Raw genomic sequence first — 12,605 nt, forward strand, 5'->3', positions numbered from 1 at the left:
ATCTGGCGGTCGTGCTGCAGGATCTCGCGGGAGACGTTCAGCGACAGGTCGTGGGCGTCGACCACGCCCTTGACGAAGCGCAGGTAGTTCGGCATGAGCGCGTCGCAGTCGTCCATGATGAACACGCGCTTGACGTACAGCTGCACGCCCCGCCTGGTGTCGCGGGAGAACAGGTCGAACGGGGCGTGGGCGGGGATGAACAGCAGCGCCTCGTACTCGAAGGTGCCCTCGGCGCGCATGTGGACGGTCTCGGCCGGGGGCTGCCAGTCGTGGCTGATCTGCTGGTAGAACTCGTGGTACTCGGCCTCGGTCACCTCGCTGCGGGGGCGGGCCCACAGGGCCTTCATCGAGTTCAGCGTCTCGAACGCGTCGGCGGGTTCGGCGCCGTCCACGGTCTCGGCCTCGGTCTCGGTCTCGGCACCGTCCGCGGCGGCGTCCGCGGCGGCGTCCGCGGCGGCGGGTTCGGCGGCCATGCGGATGGGCCAGCGGATGAAGTCCGAGTACTGCTTGACGATCTGGCGGATCTTCCACCCCGCCAGGTAGTCGCCGAGGCCGTCCTCGCCGTCGGCCGGCTTGAGGTGCAGCGTCACCGAGGTGCCCGCCGGCAGGCCGTCGGCCGGCGCGATCGTGTAGGTGCCCTCGCCGTCGGACTCCCACGCGGTGCCCTGCTCGGTGCCGGCCCGGCGGGTGTGCAGGGTGACCTTGTCGGCGACCATGAACGCCGAGTAGAAGCCGACGCCGAACTGGCCGATCAGGTTCTGGGCCGCCTCCGCGTCCTTGGCCTCCTTGATCCTGGCCAGCAGGCCGGCGGTGCCGGACTTCGCGATGGTGCCGATCAGGTCGACGACGTCCTCGCGGGTCATGCCGATGCCGTTGTCCCGCACCGTCAGGGTCCGGGCCTGCCGGTCGACCTCCAGGGTGATGTGCAGGTCGGAGGTGTCGGCCGCGAGGTCGGTGTCGGTGAGGGATTCCAGACGGAGCTTGTCGAGGGCGTCGGAGGCGTTGGAGATCAGCTCGCGCAGGAAGATGTCCTTGTTCGAGTAGATCGAGTGGATCACCAGCTGCAGCAGCTGGCGGGTCTCCGCCTGGAACTCGAGCGTCTCGGTCGGGCTGGCCACGAGGGGTCTCTCCTTCATGTTCGTACGCGTGTGGTGACCGGCCAAGGATACGGAGGACCTCGCACGGCCCACCTGCCGTTTCCGGCACATCGACAGTCAAATGACCGATGCCACGGGTGAGCCGCTCCGAGAACAGTGGGGGCACGGCCCGAGCGGACAGCTCGGATCGCATGCTCGGAAACGCTCATCGAATGCTTGGAGCCACCCCATGAAGTCTCTGTCGGGCAAGCTGCCCAAGACGGTCGCCGTCCTCGGCCTCGCCGTGTCCGCGCTGACCGCCGTCGCGGCCACTCCGGCCTCGGCGGGCACCGCCGCCACCGCGGGCTGCACCCGGCCGCTGCGTTTCTACGACGTCGAGGTCCAGGTGGACAACTGCTCGGACGGCTGGGTCTGGATGTCCACCGGCACCCGCTTCAACGGGGCCAGCGCCTTCGTGAAGACCGCCTCCGGCGAGGTCCACGAGTTCCAGCTGGCGAAGAACCAGGCCAGCGCGATCAAGTACCACACCCGTCTCACCAGCGTCTACGTCTGCGGCAACGACTCCGTCGGCTGGTTCCCCCCGGTCCCCTTCCGTCGCTGCTCGTCGCAGGTCGGCCTGTGACGACGTCGCCCGGGTGACAGCCGTCGCCCCGGTGACACCGGAGCGGTCCGCCCACGGAAGGGGCGGGCCGCTCCTCGGCCTTCCCGCGCGGCGCCGGCCCGGGTTCAGCCGCGCTGCACGGTGACGCGGTCCACGGCCGTGCCGTCCTCGGTGACGGACCGCACCTCCATCCGGGCCGGCGCGCCGCCCACGGCGGGCGTCACGTCGACCGCCACCAGGCAGTAGCCGGTGTAACGGACCCTGGACCAGGTGACCTTGACGGTCTGCTCGTGGCCGCTCCGGTCGGAGACCACCATCGGGACCGGGGCGTCGTTCCTGGTCTCGTGCCCGAGGTAGGTGTCGGAGGCCGGGAACTTGTAGAGCCCGCCGCCACCGCCGCCCGCGACGACGTAGGTGGTGCCGTCCTTCACCGGGTTGACGGTGTCGCCGGAGGCGGCCTTGCGGGTGGCCTTGCCCGCGCGGATCGGGTCGGTCCGCTCGTAGACGTGGTTGTGGCCGCTGAGCACCAGGTCCACCTGGTACTTGTCGAACAGCGGGGCCCAGTCCTGCTGCGCGCCGAGTTCGGCCCCGTTGTCGTGGCAGGTGGAGTACGTGCACTGGTGCAGGTAGACGACGATGAAGTCGATGCCGGGGTCGGCGCGCAGGGCGGCGAGCCGGGCCTCCAGCCACTTCTTCTGCCGGCCCTTGGTGTGGTCGAGGTTGGCGGGGGTGTTGAAGCAGACGTCGTTGCCGTCGAGGCTGACCAGGCCGACGTTCTGGTAGCGCCAGGAGTAGATGCCCGTCGACTGGTCCCAGGCGTTGTCGGGCATCGTGAACCGGGCGCGGACGCCGCCGTAGCCGTCGCCGCCGTACCAGGGCTCCATCTCGTGGTTGCCGACCGCCACCATCCAGGGGGTCCGGGCGGCGACGGGGTCGTTCTGCACGAAGAAGGAGTCCCACAGGCGGGCGTCGTACGCGTCGTCGGTCTTGCCGCTGCCGCCGCTGTTGGCGTACGAGAGGTCGCCCATGTGGAGGTGGAAGGCGGGGTCGAGGCCGGCGATCAGGTGGGCGGTGGCGGCGGCGTTGTAGCCGATGCCCTGGTCGCCGAAGGCCGTGAAGGTGAAGCCGGCGCCGCGTCCGGGGGCGGGTGCGGTGCGGAAGCTCGCCACGTCGCCGAGCCGGCCGGCCGGGTCGTGGCCCTGGTGGCCGACGGCGTAGTAGTAGGTGGTGTCCGGGACCAGCTGGTCCACCCGCGCGTGCAGGTAGTACTGGGTGACGGTGGTGGGTTTGACCAGCGGCTGGTCCTCGACCGGGTGCTGCCAGGCGAGTTTGCTGACCAGGGTGCGGACCTCGGCGGGGACCGGCGCGCCGAGGTCGCCGGGCTGCAGGCCGATCCGGACGAAGGGGGCGGTCACCGCGTCCGGCACCTGCCAGGAGACGACGACCTGGCGGGACGGGTCGGCCCCGTAGGCGAGGTGCCGGCCGAAGGGCCGCAGCGCGGACCCGGCGGTGCGCTCGCCGCGGGGCGACGGCAGGGTGGGGGTGTCGAGGACGGGGGTGTCGAGGACGGTGGGGTGCGGGGCGGCGGCCCGGGCGGCGCCGGGCAGCAGGAGGCCGCCGGTGAAGGCCGCTCCGCCCGCCGCGCCGACGCGCAGGAGGGAGCGCCGGGAGTACCGGGGGTGCCGTGGTGTCTCGGACATGACATCAAGTTAGGAAACTTCCCTAACATCTGACAAGAGGACGGACGACACCGGAGTCGGGCTCAGGGCGGGCGCGGGCCCAGGGCGCGGGCTCAGGACGCGGGCTCAGGACGCGGGCTCAGGACGCGGCGCTGTCGTTCAGGTGGTCGAGGGCGTGGGCGATGAGGGGCTCGTGCCGGTGGACGGTGAGCTTGTCGCGGTAGCCACGGGCCAGGCCCGGCGCAAGCACGCCGGTGAGGTCGAGGGCGCGGTGCGCCAGTGCGGCGGCGACGTCGAGTTCCCCGAGGGCCAGGTGGGTGTCGACCGCGTACAGCAGGAACAGCGCGGTGTGCGGGTGGTGGGCGGTGTCCTGCGGCAGGAGCAGGGTGTCGGCGAAGGCCCGGAAGTACGGTGCGGCCCCGCGGGGTCTGCCCAGGTACCACAGCACGCCGCCCCGGGTGATCGACAGGCGCTGGTGGATGCCGGGGTCGAGCGAGGGGTCGGCGGGCGCGTCCGCCATGCACTGCCCGGCGTGGTCCAGTGCGGCCTCGGCCGCGCTCGCGTGGCCGAGTTGGGCCGTCGCGGTGGCGTCGAAGCAGTGCAGCGTCGCCTCCGCCGCCGGGCTGCGGGGGCCGGCGGCGCGGGCGGCGCGGATGAGGGTGACGGCGCCCTCCGCCGCACCGGCGACCAGCTGGTGGAGGGTCAGCTGCGACATGGCCCGCGCGGCGAGCGCCGGCTCACCGGCCGCGGCGGCGGCCCGGACCGCGGCGAGGCCGTGCCGCTCGGCCCGCGCGTCCTCGCCGAGGGCGAGGCTGAACCACCCGCAGAGCAAGGACGTGCGGGCGGCCAGCGCGAACAGGCGCCGCACCGACGGGTGTGCCGACGACAGGTGTGCCGACGACGGGTCCGACGCCGGTGCGCCGGGGTGCCCGGCGCGGGTGAGCAGGGAGACGACCAGGCGGTGCTCGGCGTGCGCCGCCGCGTACAGGACGGCGGGCGACAGCCCGGTGGCGTTCTCGTGGCCCTCCAGGGCGCCGGTGCGCGCCTCGATCCCCGCGACACGGCCGGTCAGCGCCCCGAGGTCCGCCCCCGGCGCCGCCTCCACCGCCCGGTTCAGGCGCAGGCGCTCCAGCGCACCGCGCAGCTGGCCCGTCAGTGCCGCGCCGCTCAGGACCGGTGCCGGCGCCCGGGCCGGGGTCTCCTCGGGCGGCAGCGCCGTACCGGCCAGGACGGTCACGGCGCCCTCGTCGGTGTGGGGCTGTTCCAGCAGGGCCGCGTCCCGGGTGGCGAGGTGCGCCCAGAACGGCCAGCCCAGACGGCGGACCTCCCAGGCCGCCACGCCGTGCAGGTGCGCCATCGCCAGCTGCGCGGTGAACTCGGGGGCGATCCGCCCCGACTCCCAGCGGGACACCTTCTCCCGGCGGGCGGCCATCCGCCCCAGGCCGAGCTCGTCGTGGGTGCGGGCGACGAGGCGGGCGTACTCGGGCTGCGACAGGCCCAGCGCCGCCCGCAGCGAGGTGAGGGGATGCGTCATGGGATGTCCTGGTCCTGCCGTGCTCGGGGGGAAGGGCCAGATCGTACGAACGCCCCGCGACACGGGCCAAGCGAGGAGGCACACCGGGGCACACCGGGACCGCTGGGACCGCTGGGACCAGCCGGGACCAGCCGGGACCAGCCGGGATCAGCGCCCTTCCGGGCGGGGGGTGCGGAAGACACGGGCCAGGTGGGCGGTCAGGCCCTCGGCCGTGGGCGGGTACAGGCGGGTGCCCAGGTAGCCGTCCGGGCGGACGACGAACGCCGTCGGGCCCGCCTGGGTGGCGTAGGCGCGGGCGAACTCGCCGCGGGTGTCGCGGTACACCGGGAGCCGCGTCCCGCCGGCGGGCGGCCGTGCGCCGTCGGCGAGGATCACGTAGGAGGTGAGCTGATGACCAGTCAGTTCGGTTGCGAGGGAGGCGAGTTCGTCGAATCCTCCGGTCGACTCCCGGTCGGTGCCGTACAGCAGCAGCACGTGTTCGCCGCCCCGCAGCACGTCGTACAGGCGCTGCGGGTAGGTGGCGATCTCGCCGGTCAGGCCGGTGCAGTCGGGGGCCCGGTCGCCGGGGCGGGGGGCGGGCCCGGCACCGCTGTCGCCGTCGGCGCCGTCGGCGTCCGGGGGGCCGACGATCGGGCTGTCGCGGTAGCCGACGAGCAGTTGGGCCTCGCGCAGCAGCAGGGTCGCCGGGTCCTCCGGGTCGGCCTGGACGCCTTCGGCGGCGTGCCGGACGGTGCGGCCGACCACCTCCTCGCCGACCGGGCGGCGCTCGGCGTCGTAGCTCGCGAGGAGGCCCGGGCGGGCGGTGCCGCCGATCGTGAGGGCGAGCTTCCAGGCGAGGTTGTAGGCGTCCTGGATGCCGGTGTTCATGCCCTGCGCGCCGGTGGGCGGGTGGATGTGCGCGGCGTCCCCGGCGACCAGGACCCGGCCGTCCCCGTACCGGTCCACCAGCCGGTGGCTGATCCGGAAGACCGAGGACCAGCGCAGGGCCGAGGCGGTGGCCGGCCGCGGCGAGAGCCGGTCCAGGGCCGTCTGGACGTCGGACAGCGCCGGGCCCCGGCCGCCCTCCAGGCCGTGCGCGACGCCGGAAGCGGCAGGCGCGGCTGATTCGGCCGGGACGGCAGGCGCGGCCGAAGCGGCCGGTGCGGCCGACAGCTCGGGTGGCACCAGCATCGACATCCGGTAGCGGCCCCGGCCGGGCAGCGGGATGCAGACCAGCAGGTCGTCGACGCGGCCGTCCTCGCCCCGGTGCAGGGCGCGCACGCCGTAGCCGGGCGGCAGGTCCCAGTCGACCTCGACGTCGGCGAGCATGTACTCCTCCGGGAACGCCCCGCCCCGGAAGCCGAGCCCGAGCCCCTTGCGGACGGTGCTGTGCGCACCGTCGCAGCCGATCAGGTACCGGGAGCGGACCTCCTCCTCCCCCGCCGCGGTGACCAGGCGGCTGGTGACGCCGTCGTCGTCCTGGGTGAACGACACCAGTTCGCTGCGGCGCTCGATCCGGCCGCCGAGGCGGATCAGGTGCTCCTCCAGGATCCGCTCGGTCTCGTACTGGGGCAGCGCCGCGAAGCCGTACGGCACCTCGGGCGGCAGCGCCAGGTCGGTCCTCGGCTGCTCGGTGCCGTTCACGTAGCGCAGTTGCCCGCGCATCGGGACGGCGGCGTCGAGCGCGGCGCGCACCAGTCCCATCCGGTCCCAGATCTCCAGCGTGCGCGGCTGGACACCGACCGCCTTCGCGAACGGCAGCCGCTGCGGCAGCCGTTCGACGAGCCGGCAGCCGATCCCCCGCCTGCGCAGTTCCACGGCGGCGGTCAGGCCGACCGGTCCGGCGCCCACGACGAGTACGTCCACTGGAAACCTCCCGGCTGCGTCCCCGGTGCGTCCCCCTGGTCCACCTCCCAGGGTGGCGGGCCGGGCGGGTGACGGCGACCGCGCCGCAGCCCCGGCACCGGTGCCGGTCTCAGCACCTGGTCTCGGCCCCGGCCCGCCGGCCCTGGGCGCTCAGCCAGCGGCGGACGGCGAAGCGCAGCCGGCCGGGGGTGGGGCGGCCGGCGACGACCGCTTCGAAACGGCGGTGGTCACGGGCCGCCCGGAGCACCGCGAGGTCGTGGGTGCCGGGGGCGGGCGGGGCCGGTTCGGCGTGCTGGGCGGCTCGGTAGCTGTCCAGGAGGTGCTGGTGCAGTGCGTTCATGCGCCCACCGTGCACCCCGGCCGCCCCGCCGGTCCCGCCGATTGACGACCCCCGTCAAATGACGTGGTCAGCGGGCCGGGCACCATGGTGGGGTGAGCGTGACCATCGACATCACCGGACTGCCGCACGAGCGGATCGCCTTCCACCCCTCGCCGCTGGCCGAGCTCGGCAACGCGCTGCACGCGCTCGCCGAGCCCGCCCACCACCCCCGGCTGCACGCGTGGACGACGGCGACCTCCGGCACGCTCGAACCGGAACTGGCCGGCCGGATGCTGGAGGCCGACTTCATGTGGCGCTCCACGCGCTCCGACTTCCTGATCCCCGCCTGCCCCCGGCAGACCCTCGCCGAGGAGCTGGACGACCTCGACCGGATGCCGGACGAGAGGTTCGTCGGGGCGGCCCTGGAGATCTCCTGCAGCACCAACCACTACCCCAAGGGGCTGCCCTCGCCCCTGACCGACGCGTGGTCGCGGCGCCGCTCGCTCGACCTGGCGGCGGCCCGCGGCCCGCACCAGGCGGCGTTCGTCGAACGGATGCTCAACGACCCCACCGGGACCCGGGCGTGGATCCGGCGCCTCCTGGAGGACTGCGACCGGGCGTTCTTCGCCGACACCTGGCGCCGGGTCCGCGTCCAGCTCACCGCCGACGCCCAGCAGAAGACCGACCTGCTGCGCCGCAAGGGCCTGGCGGAGGCCCTCACGGCGGCGTCGCCGGCGCTGAGCCTGGAGGAGGACGAGCACGGCAGCCGCATCGTCGTCGACAAACTCGTGCACGGGCGCACCGACGCCCGCGACACCGCCGTCACCCTGCTGCCCAGCGTCTTCGGCTGGCCGCACCTGTTCACCCTGTACGGGCCGGGCTGGCAGCCGGTGATCCAGTACCCGGCCGCGGCCCACGAGATCGGCGGCGCCGAGCCCGTGGAGACGGTCAAGCTGCGCCTGGACGCGCTGACCCACCCGATGCGGATGAACCTGTGCCGCAACCTGGCGCGCGCCGCGTACTCGACGAACGAGCTGGCCGACGCGTACGGGCTCACCGCCCCCGAGATCTCCCGCCACCTCGCCGTCCTGCGGAAGGCCGGGCTCCTCGTCACCCGGCGCCGGGGCCGCTACGTCCTGCACCAGCTCGACATCTCCGTCGTGGCCCGGATCGGCAGCGACTTCCTGGAGTCGGTGCTGCGCTGAGGCCCGCCCGGCGAACTGCTCGGCGGTACGCGCAGAGTGCGCGGATCGAACGCGCGCGGGCTGTCAGCCCGTCGGGCCCGTGGCCGCGCGGGCCCGGAGGGCGTCGACGGCGAGGCGGGCGGCGGTGCCGATGGCGGCGTCGGCGGCGGGCAGGGTGATGGTGGTGGCCGCGGCGCGGGTGAAGACGGCGAGGGCGTAGCGGCCGCCGTCGGGGTACTCGACGACGCCGACCTCGTGGCGCAGCGTGGGGAGGGTGCCGGTCTTGCCGTGGACGCGGACGTCGTCGTAGGGGAAGCCGGAGGCCAGGCGGTGCGGCCAGACCTGGAGGCCGAGGAGGCGGCGCAGGGCGGCGCCGTGGTCGCCGGGGCAGGCGTCGCCGTGCCAGAGGGCGGCGAGCAGGGTGGTCATGTCGCGGGGGGTGCTGTGGTTGGTGAAGGCGGGGTCGAGGACTCTGAGGCGGGCGACGACGGCGGGGTCGACCGGGGAGTCCGGGCCGGTGTCCTCGGCGAGGGCGGCGCTGAGGTCGCGGAGTGTGTGGACGGCGACGGTGCGGGTGAGGCCGAGGTCGGCCATGGTGCGGTTGACGGCGTCGAGGCCGATCTCGTCCCACAGGGTGTCGGCGGCGGTGTTGTCGCTGACGGCGGCGGTGAGGTAGGCGAGGTCGCGCAGGGAGAGGCGGGCGGGGTCGAGCATGGCGGCGAGGCCGGTGCCGCCGGGGGTGCGGCCGGTGGCGGGGATCTCGACCTGTCGGGTGAGGTCGATCCGTCCGGCGGCGGCCTCGCGGTAGAGCGTCACGAGGAGGCAGAGCTTGTGGACGCTGGCGGTGCTGACGGCGGTGTCGGCGCCGAGGCCGATCTCGGCGCCGGTGTCGAGGTCGCGTGCGTGCAGCCGGCCGGTGACGCCGGCGTCGGCGAAGGCGGCGGTGATGCGGGTGCGCGCGGCGCGGCTGTGCGGGGTCCGGTCGGCGGCTGATCCGACGGCGGCCGTACGGTCGGCGGTCGGGCGCTCGGCTCCGGTGCGGTCGCTGGTCACAGCGGGAACTCCATTGCGGGCCGGGGGTAGAGCGGGCGGTGGGGCGGTGGGGGCAGCAGGCCGCCCGGTCCGGTCAGCGCCTCGTGGGCGGTGTGGGCGAACAGGCGGACGGCGGGCCCGCCCCGCCCGGCCGGCCAGGCCGTGGAGGTCCGCCAGGCCAGCGGGGTGCCGGTGAGCGGACGCCAGACTGTACCCGGTGGCGGCGCGGTGCGCGGCACCAGGGCGATGGCGCTGCCGGTGAGCACGAGCGCGCCCGCGACGTCGGGCCCCGGCGGGTCGACGACGGCCTCGGGGGTGCAGCCGTGCCTGGTCAGGGTGGTGAGCACCTCGTCGTACAGGGCCGGGGCGGTGGCGCGCGGGAAGAGCACCAGGCGCAGACCGGTGAGGTCGGCCACCGCGAGCTCCGGGCGGTCGGCGTACGGGCTGCGGTCGGCGAGCAGGACGCCGAGCGGCTGGTGCAGGACGGGGCCGAAGGCCAGTCCGTCGGCCGGGCAGGGGTGGCGCACGACGGCGACGTCGACGGTGTGCTGGGCGAGTTCGCGCACCACGGCCGTGACGGGCACCTCGCGCAGTTCGAGCCGGGTGCCCGGGGAGGCGGCCTCGAAGCCGGTGAGCAGCGCGGCGAGGGTGGCCGGCCCGAGGTCGGGCGGGACGGCCGCGCGCAGGGTGCCGGCCCGTCCGCTGCGCAGGTCGGCGGCGGCGGCCAGGAGGCGGGCGGCGCTGTCCAGGGTCTCCTCGGCCTCGGCGAGCAGCAGCCGGCCCGCCGGGGTGAGGTCGACGCCGCGCGGGCCGCGGTCGAAGAGGGTGACGCCGAGTTCGCGTTCGAGGCGCTGGATCCGCTGGGAGAGCGAGGGCTGGGCGATCCGCAGGCGCTCGGCGGCGCGGCCGAAGTGCCGTTCCTCGGCGACGGCGCGGAAGTGGCGGAGGTGCCCCAGCAGGTCCATGGCCAGCCATCATAGGTGTTTTCTTATCGTCCTCTTCATGATTGCGGTCTTGGACTGGAGGGTCGGCGGCCTGGTTGGCTGAGCGCGACGGCGCGACCGCATCGGCGCGGCCGTGACGGTACGAACCACCTGGGAGACCACTGATGACGTCCGACCTCCACCGCCCCCGCCGCCACCGTCCCCGCGTCGCGCTGCCCGCCGCGGCCCTGCTGGTGGCCGCGCTGGTCGGCGGGTGCGGCGGGGCGGGCGGCGCCTCGACGGCCTCCGGTACGGCGGCCTCCGCCGTGACGGCGGTACCGGTGGCCGGGGCGGCCCCGGCCGATGCGGCGGAGGCCTCCTTCGCGGCGCTGGAGCAGCGCTTCGGCGCCCGGCTCGGCGTGTTCGCGGTGGACACCGGCAGCGGCCGGGAGGTCGCCCACCGGGCCGACGAGCGGTTCGCGTACGCGTCCACGATCAAGTCGCTGGCCGCCGGGGCGCTGCTGCGGACGGCGTCCGACGCGGACCTGGACAAGGTCGTGTCCTACCGTCAGGAGGACGTGCTGGAGTGGGCGCCGGTCGCCTCGCAGCACGTGGCCACCGGCATGAAGCTGCGGGACCTGGCCTCCGCCTCCATCCAGTACAGCGACAACACGGCGGCCAACCTGGTCGTCGCCGAACTCGGCGGCCCGGCGGCCGTCCAGAAGTCCCTGCGGGACCTGGGCGACTCGACCACCAGCGTCGACCGCACCGAGCCCACCCTGAACGAGGCCACCCCGGGCGACACCCGCGACACCAGCACGCCGCGGGTGTTCGCCGGCGACCTGCGCCGTTACGTGCTCGGCGACCTCCTCCCGCAGGACCGGCGCGCTCTGCTGACGGACTGGCTGGTCGGCAACACGACCGGCGGCCCGTACGTCCGCGCGGGGGTGCCCGCCGACTGGCGGATCGGCGACAAGACCGGCAACGCGGGCTACGGCACCCGCAACGACGCCGCGGTGGCGTGGCCGTCGGGCGGGCGCGCCCCGATCGTGATCGTCGTCCTGTCCGACCGCGGCAAGGCGGGCGCCAAGTCCGACGACGCCCTGCTCGCCGAGGCGACGAAGACCGTCGTCAACACCCTCGGCTGACGTGCGCAGGAACGTCCCTTCCCGACCGACCAGGAGCCCGACCGCGATGATCCGCCCCACCCGCCGCGCCGCGACGGAGGCCGACTACACCCGGCGCCGGCTCGCCCAGCTCGCCGTCCTCGGTATCGCCGCCGGGGCCGCGCCGGCCGCCCTGCCGGGCCCGGCCTCGGCCGCCACCGGAACGTCGGCGAAGGCACCGTCCGGCCCGCGCCCTGCGGCGAAGGCGCCGTCCGCCGCCTGCGCGCACGACGAGCGGGCGCGCCGCCTGGCCGGTGACGACCCCGTGCTGCGGGCCCTGGTGACGGCGCTGACACCCGGCTCCGCCCTCCCCCAGCTGCCCGCGCCCCCGCCCGTCAGACTGTTCGACAACCTCGTGCTGCTGAGCGCGGGCTGGGTCTCGGCGATGGCGGTGCTGACGGACGACGGCATCGTGCTGATCGACGCGCTCACCTCGCCCGCCGACGCCGAGGATCTCATCGTCCCCGGGCTGCGGGCCGTCGGCGCCGACCCGACGGCGATCCGGCACATCGTCGTGACCCACGGCCACCCGGACCACTTCGGCGGCGCGCAGACCCTCGCCGACCGCTACGGCGCCCGGGTGCACATGTCCGCGGCCGACTGGGACCTCCTGGCCCGCACCCGCCCTGCCGACGCCCCCGCCCGCGACCTCGACATCGCGGACGGCGCGCAGCTCACCCTCGGCGGCACGACGATCGAACTGCACCACACCCCGGGCCACACCCCCGGCACCGTCTCCCCGGTCATCCCGGTCCGGGCGGGGCGCCGGCACCACAGCGCGATGCTGTGGGGCGGTCTCAAGCCGCCCTCGACGGTCGCCGAGCTGCGCACCTTCCTCGCCTCCGTCCACTCCTTCCGGGCCGTCATGCGCCGGGCGAACGTGGAGGTCGAGCTCTCCAACCACCCGAACGACCACGGCCTGGAACGGGCCGAGCAGCTGCGGCACCAGCCGCCCGGGGCCGCCAACCCCTTCCTGCTCGGCGGCCCCCGCACCCAGCGGTACATGGCGGTCATGGACGCGATGCTGCGCGGCCGCATCGCCGAGAAGGAGGAGGCCGTCGGGGCGGCGGAGGCGGCCGGGACGGCGGAGGGGGTCGTCGGGGCGGCGGTGGCCCACGGCTGTTGTTAGCCGGCTAGGGCCTGTCCGGCGGATCTTGGCAGATCAGCGCGCGGCGTTGGGCGCCCGGCTGGGCGTGCGCCCGAGTCGGCCTCGTACTGGACGTAC

General features: G+C 74.8%; 11 protein-coding genes. 4 read left to right on the forward strand and 7 right to left on the reverse strand.

Annotation, left to right across the window (positions count from 1 at the left end; genetic code table 11):
• Window positions 1-1,118, reverse strand: a 1,118-nt coding sequence (htpG, locus tag ACFWXO_RS42850) for a molecular chaperone HtpG (protein ID WP_380532011.1), incomplete at its 3' end; no start/stop codon positions are given.
• A gap of 208 nt (window positions 1,119-1,326) precedes the next feature.
• Between htpG and ACFWXO_RS42855 the strand changes: the two genes are divergently transcribed.
• Window positions 1,327-1,719, forward strand: a complete 393-nt coding sequence (locus ACFWXO_RS42855; RefSeq protein ID WP_380532014.1) for a hypothetical protein — start codon at window positions 1,327-1,329, stop codon at window positions 1,717-1,719.
• 104 nt (window positions 1,720-1,823) lie between these two features.
• Here the strand turns inward: ACFWXO_RS42855 and ACFWXO_RS42860 are convergent, their stop codons facing one another.
• The 4 genes from ACFWXO_RS42860 to ACFWXO_RS42875 form a co-directional block, all read right to left on the reverse strand.
• Complete coding sequence (locus ACFWXO_RS42860) at window positions 1,824-3,398, reverse strand: purple acid phosphatase family protein (protein WP_380532017.1); 1,575 nt, start codon at window positions 3,396-3,398, stop codon at window positions 1,824-1,826.
• A gap of 118 nt (window positions 3,399-3,516) precedes the next feature.
• Window positions 3,517-4,911, reverse strand: a complete 1,395-nt coding sequence (locus tag ACFWXO_RS42865) for a hypothetical protein (protein ID WP_380532019.1) — start codon at window positions 4,909-4,911, stop codon at window positions 3,517-3,519.
• 147 nt (window positions 4,912-5,058) lie between these two features.
• Complete coding sequence (locus ACFWXO_RS42870; RefSeq protein WP_380532021.1) at window positions 5,059-6,756, reverse strand: FAD-dependent monooxygenase; 1,698 nt, start codon at window positions 6,754-6,756, stop codon at window positions 5,059-5,061.
• Window positions 6,757-6,865: 109 nt separating this feature from the next.
• Window positions 6,866-7,096 carry a hypothetical protein gene (locus ACFWXO_RS42875; protein WP_375895023.1) on the reverse strand — a complete coding sequence of 77 codons (231 nt, stop codon included), beginning with the start codon at window positions 7,094-7,096 and terminating at the stop codon, window positions 6,866-6,868.
• A gap of 92 nt (window positions 7,097-7,188) precedes the next feature.
• Here ACFWXO_RS42875 and ACFWXO_RS42880 point away from each other — a divergent pair, with 92 nt between their 5' ends.
• Complete coding sequence (locus tag ACFWXO_RS42880) at window positions 7,189-8,280, forward strand: DUF5937 family protein (RefSeq protein WP_375895020.1); 1,092 nt, start codon at window positions 7,189-7,191, stop codon at window positions 8,278-8,280.
• Between the two features lie 63 nt (window positions 8,281-8,343).
• Here the strand turns inward: ACFWXO_RS42880 and ACFWXO_RS42885 are convergent, their stop codons facing one another.
• Together ACFWXO_RS42885 and ACFWXO_RS42890 are read right to left on the reverse strand one after the other, a co-directional pair.
• The gene (locus ACFWXO_RS42885; protein ID WP_380532035.1) at window positions 8,344-9,207 is read right to left on the reverse strand and encodes a serine hydrolase; all 864 of its coding nucleotides are present in this window, start codon (window positions 9,205-9,207) and stop codon (window positions 8,344-8,346) included.
• Between the two features lie 101 nt (window positions 9,208-9,308).
• Entirely contained in the window at window positions 9,309-10,256 is a 948-nt protein-coding gene (locus ACFWXO_RS42890; RefSeq protein WP_380532026.1) for a LysR family transcriptional regulator, read from the reverse strand.
• 143 nt (window positions 10,257-10,399) lie between these two features.
• On the opposite strand from ACFWXO_RS42890, the gene bla reads away from it, so the two are divergent.
• Together bla and ACFWXO_RS42900 are read left to right on the forward strand one after the other, a co-directional pair.
• Window positions 10,400-11,362 carry a class A beta-lactamase gene (bla, locus tag ACFWXO_RS42895; RefSeq protein WP_380532029.1) on the forward strand — a complete coding sequence of 321 codons (963 nt, stop codon included), beginning with the start codon at window positions 10,400-10,402 and terminating at the stop codon, window positions 11,360-11,362.
• 46 nt (window positions 11,363-11,408) lie between these two features.
• Complete coding sequence (locus tag ACFWXO_RS42900) at window positions 11,409-12,509, forward strand: MBL fold metallo-hydrolase (RefSeq protein ID WP_380532032.1); 1,101 nt, start codon at window positions 11,409-11,411, stop codon at window positions 12,507-12,509.
• The last annotated feature ends 96 nt before the right edge of the window (window positions 12,510-12,605 follow it).

Source organism: Kitasatospora sp. NPDC059088 (assembly GCF_042738155.1).
GTDB lineage: Bacteria > Actinomycetota > Actinomycetes > Streptomycetales > Streptomycetaceae > Kitasatospora.